Below are 21,451 nucleotides of genomic sequence, written 5' to 3'. Positions count from 1 at the left end.
CAGACGGACGCGAATTGCGGAGGCCCCCCATGGCTGACTCGGCGACCCAGATGGCATTGCGCCACCTGGAGATGAAACTGACGCGTGTGGTGCATGCACCGCGTGAGGTGGTGTGGAAGGTGTGGACCGAGCCGAGACACCTGGCGCGGTGGTTCGGCCCGAAGGTGGTGACGGTGCCCGAATGCACCGTGGACCTGCGTGTCGGCGGTCAGCACCGGCTCACGATGCGCCTGCCGAACGGCGTGGATTATCCGATCCGCGGCGAGTATCGCGAGATATCGGCGCCGTCCCGCCTGCAGGTCGCCTACGACCTGACGGAGCATCCCCCCGAGTTTCACCGGATGTGGCGCGAGGCAGCCGGGACGGGTTCCGACGCGCCGGCCGTGCAAATCCTGACCACGGTCAACCTCGAGGCACTCGGTCCATATGAGACGCGACTGGTCATCACCCAGCGCTTTACCTCGGATGCCGATCGCGACGCGAACATCGAGCTGGGGGCCATCAGTGGGTGGGACGACAGCTTCGAGAAGATGGACGAACTGCTGGAGGGTCTATGAGCGACGCGACAATCGTTGAACGGTGGAAGTCGGCGACCCCACAGGTGCAGGGCATATTGCGCATCATCGCCGCCTTCCTGTTCATGCAGCCAGGGATGATGAAGCTGTTCGACTACCCCATGCCGCTGCCGCCGGGAATGCAGGTTCCGTTCCTCTCGCAGGCGTTCATTGGCGGTGTGCTCGAGGTGTACGGTGGAGCGCTGATGCTCGTCGGCCTGTGGGTGCGGCCGGTGGCGTTCGTGCTGGCGGGGGAAATGGCCGTGGCCTACTTCCAGTTCCATGCGCCCGGCGGCTTCTGGCCGCTCGCGAACGGCGGCGCGGATGCCGTCCTCTTCTGCTTCACCTGGCTCTTCTATTCGGCGGCCGGCGCCGGGGCGTACAGTCTCGACGCTCGACGAACGACCTGACACGCCGCAACTTGGGCGCATGCCAGACGCGCCTTCCATCGTCAATGTCGGCTATCGCTCAACCAACTTCTGGGTGGTGAGCGCCGGACGGTCGCGCCTGCTCATCGACCTTGGCTGGCCCGGCATGTTCGGCGCGCTCGAGGCTACCCTGCGCAAGATGGATATCCCGCTGCGCGAGATCACCCACGGCATCGCGACACATTACCACATGGATCATGCCGGTGCGGCGCAGGATCTCAAGAACGCTGGGATGCGCCTGATCGTGGCCGAAGAACAGGTGACGGCGATCGGACAGATGGCGCAGCACATGAAGCCAACCGATCACTACACCGTCATTCAACCAGAGGGGAACCTCGTCGTCCCGTGTGCGGAAAGTCGGGCCCTGCTGAAGTCGCTCGGCCTCGAAGGCGAGTTCGTGCACACGCCGGGACACTCCGACGACAGCATCACCGTGCTGCTCGACAGCGGCGAAGTGTTTACGGGCGACTTGACGTGGCCAACCTTCGCCACCGAAGAGGCGATGGACGTCGTGCTGGCGAGTTGGGCGGCCCTTCGCGCGAGGGGTGCGCGCGTGGTGCACGCGGGGCACGGCCCGGTGCGACCGATGCCGGCCGCGTAGGGCGCGCCTAGGGCGCGCCTAGGGCGCGCGGTAGATAGTGATCGCCGACGCGCCGTAATCGTAGCGCCGCCCCCCGGGCGGCAGCTTGTGCGTGGCGGCGTGCTCCGCCACGAAGACGCGGGCGAAATATGTCGCCTGCCAGCTTTCGATCACTTTGTCGAGCATCCGCGACTCATACGGCGGGTCGCAGAAGCAGATGTCATAGGCGCCCGCGGTGGTGATGGCTGCCGCAAACGGCAGGGCGTCGCGCTTGAAGACGCGGGAGTTGTCGCGCGCGCGGAGCACGGCAACGTTCGCCTTGAGCGCATGCAAACTGGCCGGACGCGTTTCCACGAAGTCGGCGCTCTTGGCGCCGCGCGACAATGCCTCGAGTCCCAGCGCCCCGGTTCCCGCGAAGAGATCGAGCACGCGCGCGTCCTTCAGGTCGCCCTTGAGCAGGTCGAGCGTGGCCGCGCGCACCTTCTCCGCCGTGGGGTGCACCCGGAAGTCATTGGGAGAGGTGAGGTCCTTTCCCGCCCACTTGCCGCCGACGATTCTCATTCGCGCCTGAGGGTTATTGGTCCGGAGGGCGTGGCGGCGATGGCCGAGCCGTCCACGAAACGTAGCCGCACAGTCGTGCCGCCGCGCAGGTCGAACGTCAGGAACTCGCCGCCCCCGGTCAGTATGAGTTCAACCGCGGAGTACGGACGCGCCCCGAGGTCCTCGATGCGCCGGCTGCGATTGAAGGTATAGATATTGGTGGCGCCGCCGCGCGCGAAGTTGAGCCGCACCGTGGTGCGCAAGCCGCCTTCCGGGCCGCGCAGCGAACCAATCACGTCAATGGATTGAAAGTCGCCAAGCCGCTCGCGGCGTCCCGCCATCAACTGCGCCTCCTGGCGCGCGACTTCCGCCGAGTCGGGGCCGCCCTCGCCGCGTGCCGCGAGCAACGGGCCGACATTGCCAGCGACGAGCGCCTCGACGATGAGCCGCGCGCGCGCATTCGCCTCGGCGGCACCCGGCGGCGAAGTCGTGTCGCCCGTGGCGAGCAGGGCGTATGCCTGCTGCCCGATGGCTTCGGCCATCAGGCGGCCATTCACGACGCGAAGAGTCAGCCGGCTGCTGTCAGCGAGGCGGTAGGTGCCGGCGACGTCCGCGAGCACCCTGGCGGAGGCCGTCAACCGCTCCGGCGGCAGTTCATAGGGTTCGCCGAAGGCGATGCGCGTGAGCACGCGCACGACGGGAGTGGCGGTGAGCTCCGATACCGTGGATGTCGCGAAGATGGTGACACTGTCGTCCACGAAGCGAAGGAACTCCGCCACGTAGACGCCATTGCCGCCGTTGTGGGTGACCAGGCGTGTGCCACGCCGCGTCTTCATCACCGCCCAGCCGTACGCGTACTGCGAATCGCCTTCAGGGCCCTCGTTGACGTAGCCGGTCATGAACTTGCGGCGGCTTGAATCGGTAAGGACGCGGGCGTCGTTGAGAGCGGCGTCCCAGCGCGCCATGTCGCTCAGGGTCGTGTGCAGGCCGCCATTCCCTCGCAGCGCCCAATAGGGGGCATCGGAGGGAGCAATGCGGTCGACGATCGTCCCCCAATCACGGCCGTTCTGGTAACCGTGCGCGATGCGGGCAGACGGCCAGCCGGGCGCCTTGTATCCCGTCTCGCGCATTCCGGCCGGCTCCAGCACGAGCTCGCGGAGCGCGGTCTCGTAAACATGACCGGTGACGACTTCGACGATCGCCGCGAGCATCGAATAGCCGGCGTTCGCGTAGAAGTGCGTGCTTCCCGGCGGTGTGCGCAGCGGCGCCGCGAACATCCGGCGCACGTACTCATCGCGCGACGTCACCTCGTAATCCGACGGCGAGTAGTCGGAGTTGAAGCCCGCCGTGTGCGTCAGCAGCTGGTGCAGGGTGATGGCGCGCTTGTCGGCGGGGGCATCGGGGAAGAACCGCGCGATGGAATCGGTCGTGCGAAGCTTGCCGAGTTCCTCGAGGCGGAGAATGGCCGCCGCCGTGAACTGCTTGGTGATCGAGCCGAGGTTGTACACGGTCGCCGTGTCCGCGACGACGCCCGCGGCACGGTTGGCCATCCCGTAACTGCGCTCGAGCACCACTCGGCGATTCCGGACGACGAGCACGCCGCCAGTGTAGCCGAGATTCTCGAGCCGCATCATGTACTCGTCCACCCGGTCCGTGAGCTGGGCATCGGTGGGCGGCGCTCCCTGCGCGGCGAGCGCGCTGCTGGCGACGGCGAGCAGCGCGACTCCTGCAGCGAAGACGCCGATGGCGTGGCGGAGGACGCGCGTGGGCATGATGGATATTAGTCAGCCGGGCGCCGGGTGTATTATCGGGTGGGGCCAACCAACCGATGGAGGACAGGGCAATGCGCGTTGCGGTCATTGGCGGCACAGGGATGGTTGGGCGTCAGGTGGTCACCGCGCTCCAGAACGCGGGGCATCAGGCGGTGGTGGTGGCGCGGTCGGTTGGCGTCGATCTCCGGACGGGAGCGGGACTTGATGCGGCGCTCGAGGGAGTGCACGCCGCAATCGACGTCACCAACGAAAGTGGCACGAACGCGGCGTCGAGCCGCGAGGCGTTCGGCCTGCTCACCGGCAACTTGCTGGCCGCCGAGCGGCGTGCTGGAGTTCGTCATCACGTACTGCTGTCCATCGTGAGCGCGCCACGCCTGCCGCAGGTGCCGCACTACGCGGGAAAACTGCGGCAGGAAGAACTGGTGCAGCAGTCGTCGATTCCGTACACCATTCTGCGAACCACGCAGTTCCACGAGTTCGCGGGACAGATGGCGGGGTGGTCGCAGCGCGAGGGGATCGTCACGCTGCCTCCCGTGCTGCTGCAGCCGGTGGCGTCGGCGGACGTGGTGGCCGTGCTGATCGAGCTGGCACTGGGTGAGCCGCATGGGCTGGCCCCCGACCTGGCCGGGCCCGATACGCACGACCTGGTGGACATGGCACGCCGCACTCTCGAGGCGCGTGGTGACCGGACGCCCATTCGTGCCAGCTGGCGGGGCGTCTCGTTCGGCCCGGACGCGTCGGGTGAAGTCTTCCTGGCCGGACCGGATGCACGGATCGGACCCACGACGTTCGATATGTGGCTTGCGCAGGAGCGGATGCGGGCGCAATCGTCCAATGCCCCCCTATGACGGACCTGACGCCCGGCCCCGACCGCCCGCGCACCTCGCGTGCGCGCTTCCGAAAGTTCCTCGCGGACTATCGAGCGCGACGCATTGACGAGACGCTGGACGCCACGGGCGGGCAGAAGCCGGGAGAGCCCGCGAAGCCGGCGCGTCGCCGCCAGTACATGCGCGAATACCTGCGCTGGCTCAAGCCGCACGGCTGGGCGGTCGGCGCGCTCTTCGCGCTCGCCCTCGCCGCCGCCGGCCTGCAGATGGTGGAGCCGCTGTTCATGCGCTTCATCGTGGACAAGGTGCTGCTGGCCACGGGCCTCACCGCCGCTGAGCGCGCCACGCGGTTGCATACGGCGGGCGCACTCTTCCTGGCGCTGATCATCGTCTCCAACCTGCTGGGGGCGTTCAAGGACTACCGCCAGCGGCTGCTCAACACCACGGTGATGCTCTCGCTGCGGCGCGCGCTCTTCGAGCGCCTGCTGCACCTGCCGCTCCCCCGGCTGTGGGACATGAAGACAGGCGGCATCCTGTCGCGCATCAGCGGCGACGTGGACACCACCACGGGGATGCTGCAGCTCGCCATCGTGTCACCGGCCGTCTCGCTGATCCGCCTGATTGTCGCCGTCGGCATCCTGATCGCGCTCAACTGGCGGCTGGCGTTCACCGCGATGGCGATCCTTCCGGGGATCGTGCTCATCAGCTTCATCTCGGCCAAGCGCATCCGCCCCATCTACCGGTCGCTGCGCAAGGACGCCGAGGCGGTGGACGGGCGCGTCGGCGAGACGTTCAGCGGCATTCGCGTGGTGCGCGCGTTCCGGCGCGAGATGCAGGAACTGCTCGATTACATGCGCGGCCGGCACACGATCCTGCGCAAGGAGATGTTCGCGCAGCGCCGCGAGATGGTCATCTGGACCTCATGGGGGCTGCTGCTGGGCGTGGTGAACGTCGTGATCCTCTGGTACGGCGGCGTGCTGCAATTGCAGGGACGCGCGTCCATTGGCGACATCATGGCCTTCCAGTGGTACACGTTCCTGCTGTTGAATCCTGTCTGGCAGCTGGTGAACTCGTTCTCTGAATTGCAGCGGTCGCTGGCGGCGATGGAACGCGTCTTTGAATTGCTCGCGCTCGAGCACGACAAACCCGACCGGCCGGGCGCGACCGACGCGCCGCCGGTGGTGCGGGAGCTGCGCCTGGAGGAGGTGGAGTTCGAGTACCGCGAGGGACGGCCGGTAGTGCGCGACTTCACCGTCACGGTGCCCGGCGGCAGCGTGGTGGCGCTGGTGGGGCGCAGTGGCGCGGGCAAGACGACCGTCACCGACCTGGTGGCGCGCTTTCATGATCCAACGCGCGGCCGCATCACGCTGAACGGAACGGACATCCGCGACTACCGGCTGGCGAGCTACCGCGACCTGCTGGCCATCGTCCAGCAGGATGTCTTCCTGTTCGACGGCTCGGTGCGCGACAACATCGCGTATGGACGGCACAACGCGACGGACGCCGATGTGGAGGACGCGGCGCGCCGCGCCAACGCGCACGAATTCATCGTGCGCCTCCCCGACGGCTACGAGACCTTCGTCGGGGAGCGCGGCGTGAAGCTGTCCGGTGGGCAGCAGCAGCGGCTGGCCATCGCGCGCGCCATCCTCGCGCGGCCGCAGATCCTGATCCTCGACGAAGCAACGAGCAACCTCGACACCGAAAGCGAGCAGCTGATCCAGGCGTCAATGGCCGACCTGCTGGCGGGGCGCACCACGTTCATCATCGCGCACCGCCTCTCCACGGTGCGGCGCGCCCACCTGATCCTGCTGATGGAGGAAGGGCGCATCGTCGAGCAGGGGACGCACGAGTCGCTGATGGCGGCGCAGGGACAGTACTACCGGATGGTGCAGCGGCAGGCGGCGAGCGCCGAACAGGGAGCCGACCCGCTGCTCGGCTAGCCCGCAGCGCGCCTGCCACCTAGCGAGGACGCGCCGACTTTGGCTAGTTAGTGCACGCCGGCTCGAGCGGTGAACGCCGAGCCTGCCAAGCCATTCGGAGCGTCCATGCGATTTCATCTGTTGCTCGCCGCGGCCAGCTTGAGCGCGTGCTCCCTGCACACGCGCATGACACCAGCGACCACGCCGGCCATCGAACGCGGCACCATCGCGCAGATCTACTACTGGCGCGCGAAGCCAGGAAAGTTCGAGGAGTACACGCGCTACGTGCGCGACGTCGCCGAGCCCATTGACGCCGAGGGGCAGCGGAACGGGGCGTTCATCTCCGTGACCACGTTCATGACGCGGGACACCGCGAGCACGTGGACCCACATGCGCGTCTTCGTTCTGCGCGACTCCACACAACTGCTCGAGATGAGTGGCAAGTTGGATGCCGCAGGTGTGAAGCTGGAGCCGGATAGCGTGAAGCGGCGCCTGCGCGGCGAGTACTCGGCGTCCTTGCGGGAAAGCGCCGGTCGGGCGACGGTTCAGATACTGCCCTAAGTAGCCAGGGGCCCATGCCGGTCGGGCGAAGCGGGTGGTGGCTGGCGTTGGCGGCGGCGGGACCACTCGCCGCGCAGGTGCCGGTCGCGGCGCCGCGCGGCGCCGTGTATGGTGTGGTCTACGATTCCGTGGCGGCGCGCCCACTCGCCGGCGCTGCGGTGCAGCTCGCGGCGGCGGGCGCCACGCAGGCACCGCATAGCACGCAGACCGACAGCGCCGGCCGCTATCGTATCATCGGCCTCGCCCCCGGCCAATACACGCTCGGCTTCTACCACGACGCGCTCACCGCGCTGGGGCTCGACGCGCCCACGCGCGGCATCGCGCTCGATGCTGACGCTGAGGTGATGGCGGATCTCGCTGTGCCGTCGAGCCGCACGATCCGCACCCTGCGCTGCGGCGACGAGGACGCCGAGTCGTCGTCGGGGATGCTGGTGGGATATGCGCGCGATGCGCGCCAGCAGCATGCGGTGGCCGGCACGGCGGTGCGGCTGAGCTGGAAGGCCTTCGCGCTCGACTCCGGGAGTTACCGCACCGTGACCGAGCGCGCGACGGCGAGCATCGAGGACGACGGCGCGTTCCTGGTCTGTCATCTACCCATCGACGCGCCGCTGGAACTGGACGTGACCAGCCCGGGGCATCACCGCATCATCGGGTCGGTGACGCCCATCCCGCCAAGCGGCATCGGGCGGCTGGAGATTGCGCTCGCCGATTCCGCCGAGTCGCATGGCGACGCCATCATTCGCGGGCGCGTCGCGCGCGTGAACGGCAAGGCCGTGGAGTCGGGACGCGTCGTCGTGCCGGCGCTCGGCCGCGAGGCGGCCATCGCCCGCGGCGAGTTCACGCTGGGCGACCTGCCGCCCGGCAGTTGGGTGGTTGAGGCTCGCGCCATCGGCAGTGAGCCGCAAAGCCTGCTCGTGAACGCCCCGGAGGGGGCGAGCGCGATGCCGACGATCGCACTCCGCAGCCAGGTGCAGGCGCTCGAGGCGGTGACCGTGGTGGGGAAGAAGGACGCCAACCTGCGACTGCTGGATGAGGTGCTGCGGCGCAAGCGGATCGGCATGGGAACCACATTCCTGCCCGGCGCGCCGGCGCTACGGTCGGCGATCCTCACCTCCGATGTGATGCGGGAGGCGCGCGGGTTTGTTTATAGCGGACAGAGCAAGATCATTGGGCGGGCGGGGTGCCAATTTACTGCAGTCTATGTGGATGACGTTCTGCAGGCCGGCGGATTCGCGGACGCGGACATGCTCGCACCACCCAGCGAAGTACTGGCCATCGAAACCTGGCCGGACATTCTGCTGGCACCCGTACAGTACCGGATCGCAAAGGGGGTGAACGCTCCGGCGGTCCGCGGAAGCCTGTCGGGATCCTACTGCGCCGTCGTCCTCATCTGGACCAAGAACCGGCCGCGAGGGTAGCGCGATAATGCGAAACGCCCGGCGGCACCGCGTCGGTGCCACCGGGCGCTGTCGTTCCCAGTGCGTTACGCGATCCGCTCCGGCTCCAGAACTTTCTCCACGATCTCGCCATTCACCGCGCTGACGTGGTAGCACTTGGCGTTGTCCTTGGCCGCCACCACGCGCTTGAGCTCGGTTCCTTCGAAGTAGAGGCCAGCCTCGTTGTCGCAGGCATACCCCGGCTTCAGCTGCCCGGTGCGGATGAGTTCCTGGTACAACGGCCGCCGCCCCGGCTCAGCGTCGTAGTGCGGCGAGTGGCTTCCCGGCAGGAACCCGAGGCACTTCACGATGGAAAGCGCCTTGGGGCGTGAGTCCGTGGTGCCTTCCTCGAACCAGCACAGCGACCCGGCGCTGGCGCCGCCCAGCACGATCCCGCGCTCCCACGCCTCGCGCAGCACCACGTCGATCCCCTGCGCCCGCCAGATGGCCTGCTGGTTGAGCGTGTTGCCACCCGAGACGAGGATCGCATCGGCGGAGAGCAGGACCTCGTCCCACCCCTTGGTCTGCGTCAGGCTCTCGATGAAGACGTCCTGCACGAACGGCTCGACGTTCAGCGGCGAGCACCAGTTGTAGAAGTTGAGTTTCGCGTCAGGCCGGTCGCCGACGGCGGTGGGGAGGTAGCCGATGCGGGGCCGCGCCTTGCCGGTGAGTTCCGCCATCAGGCGGAGGAACGGCGTCATGAAGCCGCCGCCGGCGATGAGAATCTTGGGAGTGGGACGCGGCACGTTTGTCTGGGGCGTCATGGTGGAAAGGTCGGTTTGCATGCGTTCACAACGTCAGGCAGTGGGCCGACGTTCCTTGAGGGAAGGTGCCATCGGCCGCGGGCGCGAGCAATGGCGCTTTCACGCATAGCCGCATCCGGTGCCAGCGCATCTATTATATGAGCGTCATTTGTCCGTCATACGGCTCCGTACGGCCGCTCGATCCCACCGCCGATTACCCCTGCAGGAACCCGCCATGAAGAAACTGCTCCTTCTCGCGACCCTGGCCGTTGCCGCCCAGTTGCCAGCGCAGTCGCGTTCCGACGTTCGGCGCTGGGAGCGCCAGGCCCAGACGGTCACCATCACGCGTGACGACTGGGGCATTCCCCACGTGAAGGGGAAGACCGACGCCGATGCCGTCTTTGGCGTCATCTACGCGCAGGCCGAGGATGACTTCAATCGCGTCGAGGTCAACTACCTGAACGCCATCGGGCGACTGGCCGAGGCCGATGGCGAGGGCGAGATCTGGCGGGACCTGCGCATGCGGATGTTCATCGACAGCACGGAACTGAAGGCGCAGTACGCCACCAGTCCCGACTGGCTCAAGAAGCTGATGAACGCGTGGGCCGATGGGCTCAACTACTACCTGTACACGCACAAGTCGGTGAAGCCGAAGGTCCTCACGCGCTTCGAGCCCTGGATGGCGCTCTCGTTCACCGAAGGGAGCATTGGCGGCGATATCTCCGGCATCGGCCTGCGCGGCGTCGAGCAGTTCTACAGCGCGCGCGCCGGACAGGCGCCGTCGGGCAACGACGCCGCGAGCGCGGCAGCGCTCGCCGAGGAGGAAGCCGAGGCGAGGTTCGCGGTGCCGATGGGCTCCAACGGCGCGGCAATCGCCGCGGCGAACACGAAGAACGGTCACGCCCTGCTGCTCATCAACCCGCACACCTCGCACTACTTCCGCGAGGAGGCGCAGATGACGAGCGACGAAGGGTTGAACTCGTACGGCGCCATCACCTGGGGACAGTTCTTTATCTATCAGGGATTCAACGCCACCGCCGGGTGGATGCACACCTCGAGCGCGGCCGATGTGGTGGATGAATACGCCGAAACGGTGACGAAGGCGGGGGACGACTACGTGTACGCCTACGCGGGAACCACCCGGCCGGTGACCACGAAGTACGTGACGGTTCGCTACAAGACAGCCGAGGGAATGAAGTCCCGCGACTTCACGCTCTACTTCACGCACCACGGCCCCATCGTCCGCGAGATGAACGGCCAGTGGATCGCGGTGCGCCTGATGAACGAACCGGTGAAGGCGCTCACGCAGTCGTACACCCGCACCAAGGCGCGCAATTACAAGGAGTACCGCGCGTCGATGGAGCTGCACACCAACTCGTCCAACAACACCATCTACGCCGACGCCGAAGGGAACATCGCGTACCTGCACGCCAACTTCGTCCCGAAGCGTGACCCGAGGTTCGATTGGTCGAGGCCCGTGAACGGGAGCGACCCGGCCACCGAATGGGGACCGCTGCACGGCGTCGAGGAAAGTCCGCTGGTGCTGAACCCGCCGAACGGCTGGCTGTACAACACCAACAACTGGCCGTACACCGCTGCCGGGCCCTACAGCCCCAGGAAGAGCGACTTCCCTACCTACATGGATCCGAGCAGCGAGAACCCCCGTGGCATCCACGCCATCGCGGTGCTCTCCGGCAAGAAGGACTTCACGCTCGAGTCGCTGCGCGACGCCGCCTACGACAGCTGGATGCCGGCCTTCGCCACGCTAATTCCACGGCTTGTCACGGCGTGGGACAACCTCGCGTACTCCGATCCGGTCAAGACGAAGCTCGCGGATCAGATCCAGCTGCTTCGGAAATGGGATTACCGCTGGGGCGTGACGTCGATCCCGACGACGCTGGCCGTCTTCTGGGCCGAGGAGCTGTGGCGCCTTCCGCGCGAGGGCGCGTCGATGGACCCCTACGAGTACGTTGCTACCCGCATCACGCCCGACCAGCAGTTGCAGGTCCTGTCCCGCGTCAGCGACCGGTTGACCGCCGATTTTGGAACGTGGAAGACGCCGTGGGGTGAGATCAACCGCTTCCAGCGCATTGCGCCGGACATCAACTCGCGCTTCGACGACAACGCGCCAAGTGTGCCGGTGGGCTTTGCGTCGGCGCGGTGGGGCTCACTCGCCTCGTACGACATGCGCACGGCACGCACGACCAAGAAGATCTACGGCACCTACGGCAACAGCTTCGTGGCGGTGGTGGAGTTCGGTGACAGCGTGCGTGCCCGCGCAGTGATGGCCGGCGGGCTGAACAGCAACCCGGCGTCCAAACATTTCGCCGACCAGGCCAAGAACTATGCGGACGGCTATCTCCGCGAGGTCTATTTCTATCCCAATCAGTTGCAGGCGCACACCGAAAAGACATACCGGCCAGGCGCGAAGCAGGACTGACCCTCCAGCCCAGGTGAATTCCGTGCGAACTTTCCTTGCCCGCGCGACCGTCGTCGCGCTCACGCTCGTGCTGGTCGTGGACGCGCTGCCGGCGCAGGCACCGACGCCGTCCGCGGCGATGCAGTGGCGGCAGATCGGCCCCAACCGCGCGGGGCGCGGCCGCGCCGCGGTCGGCGTGCCGAGCCAGCCGAACGTAGCGTATGTTGGCTTCGACAACGGCGGCGTCTGGCGCTCCACCGACTACGGCAACAACTGGGAGCCGATCTTCGACAAGGAAGGAACGGGCTCCATCGGCGCCATCGCCGTCGCGCCGTCGAACCCCAACGTCATCTACGTGGGCACGGGAGCGGGGATCATTCGTCCCGACCTGGCCACCGGGCTCGGCGTCTACAAGTCCACCGACGCGGGGAAGACGTGGACGCATCTCGGTCTGTTCGACAGCCAGATGATCGCGTACATCGACGTGGATCCGCGGAATCCCGACCGCTTCTTTGTGGCGGTTCTCGGCCATCCCTATGGCCCGAACGCCGAGCGCGGCATCTTCCGTTCGACCGACGGCGGCAAGACGTTCGCCAAGGTGCTGTACAAAGACGAGTATACGAGCGCCAATGAAGTGCGCATCGATCCAATCGATCCGAACATCGTGTACGCCACGCTCTGGCAGCAGCAGCAGACCTTCTATGAGGGGAGCACGTTCGGCGGCGGCGGCAACGGCATCTTCAAGTCCACGGACGGCGGCAGCACGTGGAAGCAGCTGACGGATGGCCTGCCGGCCAGCGTGCTGCAGGCGAACATCGCGATCGCGCCGAGCAATCCGCAGTTGGTGTATGCGATGGTTGCGCCAGCGCTGGCGAACGGCGCGTCCGGACCCGTCGCGTTCTACCGTTCGACTGATCGCGGCGAACACTGGCAGCTGGCCGTGAACGGGCCCGATGGCAAGCCGCGTCGCACTCCCGACCCGCGCCCGCTTGGGCGCATCGGCGGCGGCGACCTGCCGCCCATCGTCGTGGATCCCAAGAACGAGAGCGTCATCTACAGCGCGTCCACCGTGATGTGGCGCACCGAGGACGGCGGGCTGAACTGGTCGGCCGTGCGCGGCGCGCCGGGCGGCGATGACTATCAGCGGATCTGGATCAACCCCAACAACCCCGACATCCTGATCGCGATCTCCGATCAGGGCGCGGTGATCTCGGCCAACCGCGGCGTCTCGTGGAGCAACTGGTACACGCAGAACACGGCGGCGATGTTCCACGTCACCGCCGACAACGCCTTCCCGTACCGCCTGTGCGCGGGGCAGCAGGACAGCGGCTCGGCGTGCGTGGACAGCCGGTCGATGGACGGCCAGATCACGTTCCGCGACTGGACCCCGGTGAACATCCAGGAGTACGGCGTTGCCGCGCCCGACCCGCGCGATCCCGACGTGGTGTTCGGCAGCGCGCGTCAGGGCGTGTCGCGCTGGGACCGTCGCACGCGGCAGACGACGCAGGTGGGCCCCGACATGTCAGCGCGCGGCCCCAACGGCGAGGCGTTCAACCGCAACGTGCGGACGATGCCGTTGAGCTTCTCGCCGGTGAACGCCGACCTGCTGTTCTATGCGTCGAACGCCGTCTGGAGGACGGCCGACCGCGGCCTCACGTGGTCGCGCATCAGCCCTGACCTGACGCGCGGCAAGAAGTGGGACGTGCCGACAAGCGCCGGCAAGTACGCATCCGTCGTGAAGGACTCCGCACTCGGCGCGATTACGGCGCTTGCGCCGTCATACAAGGACGCGAAGGTGCTCTGGGCCGGCACCGACGACGGCCAGGTGCAGGTGACGGTGGATGGCGGCGCAACGTGGACGAACGTGACGCCCGCCGGCCTCAAGGCGTGGACGCGCATCTACAACATGGAAGCGGGACGTCACGACCGGCTGACCGCGTACATCGCGGCGAACACGCTGCGCATCGACGACCACAAGCCGCACTTCTGGAAGACGCACGACGGCGGCAAGACGTGGACGGAGATCAACGCCGGCATCAACACCAACTATCCGGCAAATTCCATCCGCGAAGATTCGCGCGTGAAGGGGCTGCTTTACGCCGCCACCGATGCGCAGGTCTGGGTGTCGTACGACGACGGTGCGCAGTGGCAGTCGCTGCGCAACAACATGCCCGCCATCTCGGTGCGCGACATCAAGGTGAAGGATGACAGCATATGCCAGTGCGCCGACCTCGTGGCCGGGACGCACGGACGCGGCTTCTGGATCCTCGACAACCTGACGCCCATCCGGCAGGCCGCGGAGATTGCGCAGGCCGCCGCGTCGCACAAGGCGTTCCTCGTGAAGCCAATGCCGGCGCTGCGCATCCGGTTCGGCACCAACGAACCAACGCCCCTGCCGCCCGAGGTGCCGGCAGGCCAGAACCCGCCGCCCGGGGCCATCCTCGACTACTTCTTGCCGCACGCAGCGGGCGACGTGAAAGTCGAGATCCTCGACGCGAAGGGAGTCGTGGTGCGCACGTACTCCAGCAAGGAGCCGGTGCTGAACCCGCATCCGGCGCTCGACCGCGCGGCCTACGACAAGATCTGCCAGCAGAACATCTCGGCAACCTTTTGCGGGCTGCCGCTCTACTGGCCGGGCGAGCCGGAGATCTTCGGCGCGTCGGCCGGAATGCATCGCGTCACGTGGGACATGCGTCTGCAGCCGCCTCCGGTGGAGGATGTGAACGCCGCGGGTGACGTGGATGCCACCGGCGCCGTGCCCGGACGCGCGATGCTTCCCGAGAACTCGCCGTGGGCGCCGCCGGGCGCTTACAACGTGCGGCTGACGGTCGACGGGGCCGCCGGGGCCGCGTACACGCAACCCATCACGGTGAAGCTCGATCCGCGCGTGAAGACGCCGGCCGCCGCGCTCGCGCCGCTGCACGCGCTGTCGCGGCAGATGTGGGATGGCGCCAACTCGGCGCGCGCGGCGTTCGCCGAGGCACGCGCGCTGGCGGCCAGGCTGGCGAACGAATCCGGCGCTGAGGTGGATGCGCTGAAGGCGGCGCTCGATTCGATTGCTCCGGCGCCAGCGCGTGGCCGTGGCGGACGCGGGTTTGGCGGCCGCTTCGGCGCGCCGGCCGGTCCGCCGACGCTCTCGAGCGTGAGCGGCACGCTGATGGGCGCGGCGATGGCGATGCAGGGAGCGGAAGTTGCACCGACGACGCGCCAGGTAGCGGCGTGCACCGCGGCGGGCAAGCAGCTCGACGAGGTGATGAAGCGGTGGACGGCGCTCAAGACGACTCGCCTCGCCGCGCTCAATGCCAAGCGGAAGGCGGCGGGGCTCACACCGCTCGTGACGCCGTGACCGTGGGTCGCCGACTGATCTTCAGGATGGCGCTGGCCGTTTCCTGTGCGGCGGCCAGCGCGGCATCCCCGCGCGCGGCATCGGCGCAGGCGGCCGGTGCCCCGGCGGCCGCCGACGTGCAGTTCATGCAGGGCATGATCCATCATCATGCGCAGGCCATCGAGATGGTGCGGCTCATCGCCGACCGCACCACCTCACCGCTGTTGCGTTCGCGCGGCGAACGCATCGACGTCTCCCAGAAGGACGAGATCGCCATGATGCAGCAATGGCTCCGCGCGCACGGGCAAGAAGCGCCTGATCCGCTGCCGCATCTCGGAATGGACATGGGCGACCACGACATGCCGATGATGCCGGGGATGCTCACCCGGGCGCAGATGACGGACCTCAAGGCAGCCCGCGGCGCCGCCTTCGATCGACTGTTCCTGAGCGGGATGATCCAGCACCATTCGGGAGCGCTCGACATGGTCGCGGCGCTCTTTGCCACTACCGGAGCGGCACAGAACACCGCCATCTTCCGGTTCGCGTCTGACGTCGATGCCGACCAGCGCGCGGAAATCGCCCGCATGCGAGCGATGCTGTCCAACCTGCCGTCGAAGTAACTGCCCGACTCCATCACCAACCGAGGTACGAATGCCCCCCATTCCGTCGTTCCGCGCCTTGCGCGCGGCCGCGATCGCGTTCAGCGCGCTGCTCAGCGCTTCCCACGCGGGCGCACAAGGCGCCAGCACGACCGATCCACGTGCCACCCTGAAATCCGGATGGAAGGATGCGGACGAAGCGGCGTGGAACCTTCACGTCGTCTCGACGACGTGGAAGCCCGAGGCGATGTACGACGCGAAGAACCTCGGCAACTTCTCGTTCATGAACTCCGACCTTGCCTTTGCGGGCAAGCATGTCTTCCAGGGGAACTTCAACGGGTTCCAGATCTGGGACGCGTCGGATCCGAGGCACCTCAAGCTGACGACGGCCTACCCGTGTCCGGGCGGACAGGGCGACCTGTCGGTGTGGGGCCACCTGATGTTCATGTCGGTGGAAGAGACGCGTGGACGCGTCGACTGTGCCGCTGGCGGGGTGAAGGACACCGTCAGCGCCGAGCGTTTCCGCGGCGTGCGAATCTTCGACATCAGCGACATCGAGCACCCGACGCTCATCACGCAGGTGCAGACATGCCGCGGCTCGCACACCCACACGCTCGTCGAGGATCCCAAGGACAAGGGGGTCGTCTACATCTACGTCCAGGGCACGAGCCTGGTCCGGTCGCCGAACGAACTGGCGGGATGCTCGGGCGCCCTGCCGGACAAGGATCCCAATACGTCGCTCTTCCGCATCGAGGTCATTCGCGTCCCGCTGGCCAATCCGGCCGAGGCGAAGGTGGTGAACACCCCGCGCATCTTTGCCGACTCCTCGGGCGCGATCGCCGGGTTGTGGAAGGGCGGTGAGCACGGCGCCGGGACGCAGGCGACGGCCCGGACGGACCAATGCCATGACATCACGGCATACCCCGCCATCGGACTCGCGGCGGGCGCCTGCTCGGGCAACGGCATCATCCTCGACATCAAGGACCCGGCGAATCCCAAGCGCATCGCCGAGGTGATGGACCCCAACTTCGCCTACTGGCACTCGGCGAACTTCAGCAACGACGGCGGCAAGGTGCTCTTCACCGACGAGTGGGGTGGCGGTGTCGCGCCGCGCTGTCGTGCGAGTGACAAGCTCACCTGGGGCGCCGACGCCATCTTCACGCTGAAGGACCGCGCGCTGACGCTGGCTGGCTACTACAAGCTTCCGGTGGCGCAGACGAGCACCGAGAACTGCGTCGCGCACAACGGCGCCATCATCCCAGTCCCCGGCCGCGACCTCATGGCGCAGGGGTGGTATCAGGGCGGCGTCTCCGTCTTCGACTTCACCGATCCGGCGCACGTGCAGGAGATCGCCTACTTCGACCGCGGCCCGGTGAACGCCGACACGCTGCACATCGGGGGTTCGTGGTCGGCGTACTGGCACAACGGATACATCTGGAGCTCCGAGATCGCGCGGGGACTCGACGTCCTTGAACTCGCGCCCAGCGAGCTGCTCTCCGCCAACGAGATCGCCGCCGCCAAGCTGGTGCAACACGAGGTGAACAACCCGCAGAACCAGATGAAGAACTGGTGGCCGGCGCAGGCCGTGGTGGCGCGGGCCTACCTCGACCAGCTGGTGCGTGGCCAAGGGTTGCCGGCGGCGCGCACGACGGCAATCAGCGGGGCGATTGACGCCGCCGAGGCCGCCAGCGGCGCGAAGCGCAAGTCGGCGTATGCGGCGCTCGCCAAGACGCTGGCTGCGGACGTGACGGGAGCCGCGGATCCGTCGCGCGTGCACGCGCTGGCGGCAGTGCTGGCGGAACTGGCGAAGTAACGGGTCGCCGGACCTGCACGAGCCCCTCGCGCCACCACGGCGCGAGGGGCTCGTGTGCAAACGGGGCGCGCTACGCGGCGATCGCCTTCAGCGCCTTCACGAACGCATCCAGTTCCGCGGTCGTGGTGTACACCTGCGGCGTCACGCGCACCCCGCGCACGCCGGCGCCATCGATGGCCACCGTCCAGATGTGGTGCTGCTCGAACAGCATCTTCATCAGGTCGGCCGGCTTCACGCCCTCGATGCCCACGTTGGCGATGCCGCACGATCGCGCGGGATCCGCTGGCGTGTTAAGGATGAACTTCGGACGTCCGCGCACCTGGTCGCTCCAGTAGCGCTGCAGGAAGCGCAGGCGCGCCTCCTTGCGCGCGTTCCCGATCGCCTCGTGAAACGCGATGGCATTCTCGATGCCGAGGTCCGTATGGCACGGGTGCGTGCCGGTATGGTTCAGCTTGCGGATATCGTCGTCGGGCGCGCCGTCGCCGTAGATGGGCCATAGCCCGGCGATGCGATCCTTCTTCACGTACAGGATTCCCGCGCCGAGCGGAACCGACAGCCATTTATGCAGTGACGCGCCGTAGTAATCGCAGTGGAGGTCGGGAATCCTGAAGTCGAGATGGGCGAAGGCGTGCGCGCCGTCCACCATCACCTGCACCCCGCGGGCGTGCGCCATGTCGCAGATGGCGCGCACCGGGAGCACGTGGCCGGTGATGTTCACCATGTGGCAGATCATCAACAGGCGCGTCCTGGGCGTGATGGCGTTCGCGTACACTTGCACGACCTCGTCGTCGCTCGCCGGATTGATGGGCACGTCCACGAAGCGGTTGATCATCCCGAACCGGCGCGCCTGCAACCGGAACTGGTCGAGCATCGCGCCGTAATCCTGATTGGCCATCACCGCCTCGTCGCCCGGCTTCCAGTCGAAGCCGGCGATCACGGTGTCGAGCGACTCGGTGGTGTTGCGCGTGATGATCAGTTCGGCCGGCGAACAGCCCGCCATCGCGGCCAGCCGGGTGCGCACGCGCAGCTTGTCCTCGTCTTTCACCGTGCGCATGTAGCGCGAGCCCATGTAATTGATGCGGCGCACGTGCCCCATGAAACCTTCGAGCACCTCTTCCGGCTGGAAGCAGTAGTAGCCGTTCTCGAGGTTGATGTAGTCGGGGTTCAGCTTGAACTTGGCGCGGACCGCCGCCCAGAACGGCTCATCCTCGGCGAGCGCCGTGGCCGGGACGGCCGCATACTGCGCGAGCAGGTCTGGACCAAACACGAGGCCGGCCGAGACGCCGCCCATCGTGCGAATGAAGTCGCGCTTGTTCATCGGATCGCTCCTCTGGTGCCAACCGGCCGGGCGGGGTGACTGGATGCCTGCGCGGTGCGCGGCGACTATATACTAGCGGTCACTGCCGCCGCTGGTCAGGCGGCGACCTCCCGAGCCTCTGCCCACATCTTCGGAGTGCCCATGTCGCTTCGCCCCCTGCTGCTTGTCGTTGCCGTTCTGCCGCTCGCGCTCGCTGCCCAGGCCGCTCCGCCGGGCGCGCAACAGCCCTCGCCGCGCGCAGACAGCACGCGCCTCGCCAGCCGCCTCGACGCCGACGGCGAGACCGCCAAGGCGCGCGAGATCTTTCAGGCGCTCATCGCCAGCGCACCCAACGCCGCCGCCAAGGCCACGTCGCAGCGCGCCATGGCCATGTCGTATGCCTTCGACGGCGACTGCGCGAACACCGTCAAGTACGAGGAGATGGTGATCGCGTACTGGAAGACGCGTGAAGCCGAGGAGCCGCAGAACGCGTTCTACCAGCAGGGCGAAATGGCCAACGAAGCGGCGCGCATTTGCATTGACGCCGGCGACCTGAAGGCAGCGGACAAGTACTATCGCCTGGGGAGCGAACTCGGGAACAAGGAACCGGAGCCGCGGACGCACCCGAAGAGCCTGTGGGACTTCCGACTGGAGCACGCGCTCGCGCGTCTGGCCGCCCGTCATGGCGACAAGAAGGGGGCGGCCCAGCATGTGGCCGCCGCCCGCAAGGCGCTGGACAGCGACACGGCGATGGCACGCCAGCAGGAACGATTCTTCCCGTACCTCACGGGCTATGTCGCGCTGTACACCGGCGACCTCGCCACCGCCGAAGCCAACCTGACGAAGGCGCTTGCCCTGCGCGGCAATGAACGCGATCCGTTCATGCACGCGCTCCTCGGAATGACGTACGAGAAGCAGGGGCAGGCGGTAAAGGCGAAGGAATTCTTCCAGAAGGCCTACGACCTGGCGGCCGGAGCCCACAACCCGCCAGCGGCCTTCACGCGGCCCTTCGCGCGGAAGAAGCTGGCGACGCCGTAGCTCCCAGGCGTACCGAGGCGGCCGCCGCGCTCCAACGCGCGGCGGCCGCATCGTTTGGCACTGCGCGGGGTATTATGGTATATCACATACTTCTTGCCCCCCGAGAATCTTATGCGCCCCCTGCTCGTCGCGGTGGTTCTCGCCGCCGCCTGCGGTTCGCCCGCTCCGCAGCGCCCCGCTGCTGCCCCCTCCACCGCTGCCCCGCTCACGCCGCCCGCCGAGATGTCGCATGGCGAGGCTCCCGTGGGAGCAGCGACCACGAAGCCGGATCGCGCGGCTGACGCCCCGCCGCGCAGCAGCGCACGTCGACACCGCATCCGGATGACGAGCGTTGCCGTGCGTCACGAGGTCTCCACCGGCGTCTGGTATGACGCCTGGACCTTCGACTCGATCGTCCCCGGTCCGGTGCTGCGCGCCACCGTCGGCGACACCATCGAGTTCACCCTGGTGAACGGCGCCAACATGCCGCACTCGATGGACTTTCACGCCGCCGAGATTGCGCCCAATCGCGCGTATCGCAACGTGAATCCCAAGGACAGCATCCAGTTTACGTTCGTGCCGCGGGTTCCCGGCGCGTTCATGTACCACTGCGGCACGGCCCCGGTGGCCGCCCACATCGCCAACGGCATGTACGGGGCGCTGATCATCGATCCAGTCTCGCCGCGTCCGGCGGCGCAGGAGTTCGTGCTGGTGCAGAGCGAGTTCTACATGGGGGCCGGGCAGGGGAAGGACTCGCTGCGAGCGCTCGACTGGCAGAAGCTGCTGGGCGCGTCACCCGATTTCGTGACATTCAACGGCGTGGCCTCGCGCTACGCCACGCACCCGATTGCGGTGAAGCCACGCACGCCCATTCGCCTGTACGTCGTCAACGCCGGCCCCAACCGCACCAGTTCATTCCACGTCGTCGGCGCCATCTTCGACGCCATCTACGCGGATGCGTTCGGCTCGCCATTGAAGGGGGTTCAGACGTACAATGTACCGGTGGGCGGCGGCGCCATCTTCGAACTTCGGCTCGCCGAACCAGGGGTCTATCCCTTCGTGTCGCATGCCTTCGCCGACGCGACCAAGGGGGCGATGGGCGTGCTGGAGGCGGCAAAACGCTGACCGTCGGCGGGTGACGGCCGGCGTCCATCGGGAACGTATGCGAGGCACTCGATTGCCTCGGGAGCAAGGACGCCGTGACCAATCACTCGATGACCGCGCGCGGGACCTTTGAGGTCACGATGACGCCGCAGGCCAGCAATACCCACGACGGCGTGACGGAGTCACGCCTCGCGATCGACAAGCGATACCACGGTCACCTCGAGGCGGCGGGGGCCGGGACGATGCTTGGCGCGACCACGGCGATACCAGGCTCCGCCGGCTATGTCGCGTTGGAGCGGGTCTCGGGGACGCTGCACGGCCGCGCCGGCAGCTTCGTCCTGCAGCACTCGGGGATCATGACCGGGGGCGTACAGCAGTTGAGCATCAGCATCGTCCCTGATTCGGGGACCGGTGAGCTGGCCGGCATCAGCGGCCAGTGCCACCTCACGATCACGCCCGGGGTGCACGCCTACGAGCTGCACTACACGCTCAAGACGGCGTCGTAGGCCACCTCGCG

At 67.4% G+C, this 21,451-nt stretch carries 18 protein-coding genes; 14 read left to right on the top strand and 4 right to left on the bottom strand.

Annotation, left to right across the window (positions count from 1 at the left end):
- Window positions 1-29 precede the first annotated feature (29 nt).
- Genes VGJ96_09940 through VGJ96_09930 form a run of 3 tightly spaced genes read left to right on the top strand, consistent with a single transcriptional unit; the run spans window position 30 to window position 1,583 of the window.
- Window positions 30-557, top strand: coding sequence for an SRPBCC domain-containing protein (locus VGJ96_09940; protein HEY3287422.1), 528 nt, complete (start codon window positions 30-32; stop codon window positions 555-557).
- Window positions 554-964: a DoxX family protein gene (locus VGJ96_09935; GenBank protein HEY3287421.1), complete on the top strand. Its 411-nt coding sequence runs from the start codon at window positions 554-556 to the stop codon at window positions 962-964. Before VGJ96_09940 ends, VGJ96_09935 begins: the two co-directional genes overlap by 4 nt.
- 19 nt (window positions 965-983) lie before the next feature.
- On the top strand, window positions 984-1,583 hold the full coding sequence (locus VGJ96_09930; protein HEY3287420.1) for an MBL fold metallo-hydrolase: 600 nt from the start codon (window positions 984-986) through the stop codon (window positions 1,581-1,583).
- A gap of 18 nt (window positions 1,584-1,601) precedes the next feature.
- On the opposite strand, the gene VGJ96_09925 is transcribed toward VGJ96_09930, so the two are convergent.
- Entirely contained in the window at window positions 1,602-2,123 is a 522-nt protein-coding gene (locus VGJ96_09925) for an RsmD family RNA methyltransferase (GenBank protein ID HEY3287419.1), read from the bottom strand.
- Window positions 2,120-3,874, bottom strand: a complete 1,755-nt coding sequence (locus VGJ96_09920) for a serine hydrolase domain-containing protein (protein HEY3287418.1) — start codon at window positions 3,872-3,874, stop codon at window positions 2,120-2,122. The genes VGJ96_09925 and VGJ96_09920 overlap by 4 nt, the downstream gene beginning before the upstream one ends.
- A gap of 71 nt (window positions 3,875-3,945) precedes the next feature.
- On the opposite strand from VGJ96_09920, the gene VGJ96_09915 reads away from it, so the two are divergent.
- The 4 genes from VGJ96_09915 to VGJ96_09900 all read left to right on the top strand — a co-directional run bounded on the left by VGJ96_09915 (window position 3,946) and on the right by VGJ96_09900 (window position 8,599).
- Complete coding sequence (locus tag VGJ96_09915) at window positions 3,946-4,722, top strand: NmrA family NAD(P)-binding protein (GenBank protein HEY3287417.1); 777 nt, start codon at window positions 3,946-3,948, stop codon at window positions 4,720-4,722.
- Window positions 4,719-6,641 carry an ABC transporter ATP-binding protein gene (locus VGJ96_09910; GenBank protein ID HEY3287416.1) on the top strand — a complete coding sequence of 641 codons (1,923 nt, stop codon included), beginning with the start codon at window positions 4,719-4,721 and terminating at the stop codon, window positions 6,639-6,641. Before VGJ96_09915 ends, VGJ96_09910 begins: the two co-directional genes overlap by 4 nt.
- Before the next feature lie 105 nt (window positions 6,642-6,746).
- Window positions 6,747-7,181 (top strand): hypothetical protein, encoded by a 435-nt coding sequence (locus VGJ96_09905; GenBank protein ID HEY3287415.1) that lies wholly within the window; start codon window positions 6,747-6,749, stop codon window positions 7,179-7,181.
- A gap of 14 nt (window positions 7,182-7,195) precedes the next feature.
- Window positions 7,196-8,599: a carboxypeptidase regulatory-like domain-containing protein gene (locus VGJ96_09900; GenBank protein ID HEY3287414.1), complete on the top strand. Its 1,404-nt coding sequence runs from the start codon at window positions 7,196-7,198 to the stop codon at window positions 8,597-8,599.
- Between the two features lie 65 nt (window positions 8,600-8,664).
- Here the strand turns inward: VGJ96_09900 and VGJ96_09895 are convergent, their stop codons facing one another.
- Window positions 8,665-9,381 (bottom strand): peptidase E, encoded by a 717-nt coding sequence (locus VGJ96_09895; GenBank protein ID HEY3287413.1) that lies wholly within the window; start codon window positions 9,379-9,381, stop codon window positions 8,665-8,667.
- A 214-nt stretch (window positions 9,382-9,595) separates the two neighbouring features.
- On the opposite strand from VGJ96_09895, the gene VGJ96_09890 reads away from it, so the two are divergent.
- Genes VGJ96_09890 through VGJ96_09875 form a run of 4 tightly spaced genes read left to right on the top strand, consistent with a single transcriptional unit; the run spans window position 9,596 to window position 17,516 of the window.
- Window positions 9,596-11,800: a penicillin acylase family protein gene (locus VGJ96_09890; protein ID HEY3287412.1), complete on the top strand. Its 2,205-nt coding sequence runs from the start codon at window positions 9,596-9,598 to the stop codon at window positions 11,798-11,800.
- Between the two features lie 22 nt (window positions 11,801-11,822).
- Window positions 11,823-15,125 carry a hypothetical protein gene (locus tag VGJ96_09885; protein HEY3287411.1) on the top strand — a complete coding sequence of 1,101 codons (3,303 nt, stop codon included), beginning with the start codon at window positions 11,823-11,825 and terminating at the stop codon, window positions 15,123-15,125.
- A complete protein-coding gene (locus VGJ96_09880; GenBank protein HEY3287410.1) occupies window positions 15,122-15,724 on the top strand; it encodes a DUF305 domain-containing protein in 603 nt (200 codons plus the stop codon). The genes VGJ96_09885 and VGJ96_09880 overlap by 4 nt, the downstream gene beginning before the upstream one ends.
- A 31-nt stretch (window positions 15,725-15,755) precedes the next feature.
- Window positions 15,756-17,516, top strand: coding sequence for a hypothetical protein (locus VGJ96_09875; protein ID HEY3287409.1), 1,761 nt, complete (start codon window positions 15,756-15,758; stop codon window positions 17,514-17,516).
- 70 nt (window positions 17,517-17,586) lie between these two features.
- Here the strand turns inward: VGJ96_09875 and VGJ96_09870 are convergent, their stop codons facing one another.
- Window positions 17,587-18,834 (bottom strand): aminotransferase class V-fold PLP-dependent enzyme, encoded by a 1,248-nt coding sequence (locus VGJ96_09870; protein HEY3287408.1) that lies wholly within the window; start codon window positions 18,832-18,834, stop codon window positions 17,587-17,589.
- Between the two features lie 141 nt (window positions 18,835-18,975).
- Between VGJ96_09870 and VGJ96_09865 the strand changes: the two genes are divergently transcribed.
- From VGJ96_09865 to VGJ96_09855, 3 genes are all read left to right on the top strand, one after another.
- Entirely contained in the window at window positions 18,976-19,851 is an 876-nt protein-coding gene (locus VGJ96_09865) for a hypothetical protein (GenBank protein HEY3287407.1), read from the top strand.
- Window positions 19,852-19,962: 111 nt separating this feature from the next.
- Complete coding sequence (locus VGJ96_09860) at window positions 19,963-20,955, top strand: multicopper oxidase domain-containing protein (GenBank protein HEY3287406.1); 993 nt, start codon at window positions 19,963-19,965, stop codon at window positions 20,953-20,955.
- Between the two features lie 74 nt (window positions 20,956-21,029).
- The gene (locus VGJ96_09855) at window positions 21,030-21,440 is read left to right on the top strand and encodes a DUF3224 domain-containing protein (protein HEY3287405.1); all 411 of its coding nucleotides are present in this window, start codon (window positions 21,030-21,032) and stop codon (window positions 21,438-21,440) included.
- The last annotated feature ends 11 nt before the right edge of the window (window positions 21,441-21,451 follow it).

It is taken from the genome of Gemmatimonadaceae bacterium (assembly GCA_036504815.1).
In the GTDB taxonomy this organism is placed as follows: domain Bacteria; phylum Gemmatimonadota; class Gemmatimonadetes; order Gemmatimonadales; family Gemmatimonadaceae; genus PNKL01.
Note: the sequence above shows the minus strand (reverse complement) of the source record. Positions and strands in the feature narration are given on the sequence as shown.

Coding starts and splice junctions, on each gene's coding strand:
- VGJ96_09895 (HEY3287413.1), bottom strand. CDS start 9,381: ATGACGCCCCAGACAAACGTGCCGCGTCCCACTCCCAAGATTCTCATC.
- VGJ96_09865 (HEY3287407.1), top strand. CDS start 18,976: ATGTCGCTTCGCCCCCTGCTGCTTGTCGTTGCCGTTCTGCCGCTCGCG.
- VGJ96_09905 (HEY3287415.1), top strand. CDS start 6,747: ATGCGATTTCATCTGTTGCTCGCCGCGGCCAGCTTGAGCGCGTGCTCC.
- VGJ96_09910 (HEY3287416.1), top strand. CDS start 4,719: ATGACGGACCTGACGCCCGGCCCCGACCGCCCGCGCACCTCGCGTGCG.
- VGJ96_09860 (HEY3287406.1), top strand. CDS start 19,963: ATGCGCCCCCTGCTCGTCGCGGTGGTTCTCGCCGCCGCCTGCGGTTCG.
- VGJ96_09900 (HEY3287414.1), top strand. CDS start 7,196: ATGCCGGTCGGGCGAAGCGGGTGGTGGCTGGCGTTGGCGGCGGCGGGA.
- VGJ96_09870 (HEY3287408.1), bottom strand. CDS start 18,834: ATGAACAAGCGCGACTTCATTCGCACGATGGGCGGCGTCTCGGCCGGC.
- VGJ96_09875 (HEY3287409.1), top strand. CDS start 15,756: ATGCCCCCCATTCCGTCGTTCCGCGCCTTGCGCGCGGCCGCGATCGCG.
- VGJ96_09930 (HEY3287420.1), top strand. CDS start 984: ATGCCAGACGCGCCTTCCATCGTCAATGTCGGCTATCGCTCAACCAAC.
- VGJ96_09935 (HEY3287421.1), top strand. CDS start 554: ATGAGCGACGCGACAATCGTTGAACGGTGGAAGTCGGCGACCCCACAG.
- VGJ96_09925 (HEY3287419.1), bottom strand. CDS start 2,123: ATGAGAATCGTCGGCGGCAAGTGGGCGGGAAAGGACCTCACCTCTCCC.
- VGJ96_09920 (HEY3287418.1), bottom strand. CDS start 3,874: ATGCCCACGCGCGTCCTCCGCCACGCCATCGGCGTCTTCGCTGCAGGA.
- VGJ96_09940 (HEY3287422.1), top strand. CDS start 30: ATGGCTGACTCGGCGACCCAGATGGCATTGCGCCACCTGGAGATGAAA.
- VGJ96_09890 (HEY3287412.1), top strand. CDS start 9,596: ATGAAGAAACTGCTCCTTCTCGCGACCCTGGCCGTTGCCGCCCAGTTG.
- VGJ96_09915 (HEY3287417.1), top strand. CDS start 3,946: ATGCGCGTTGCGGTCATTGGCGGCACAGGGATGGTTGGGCGTCAGGTG.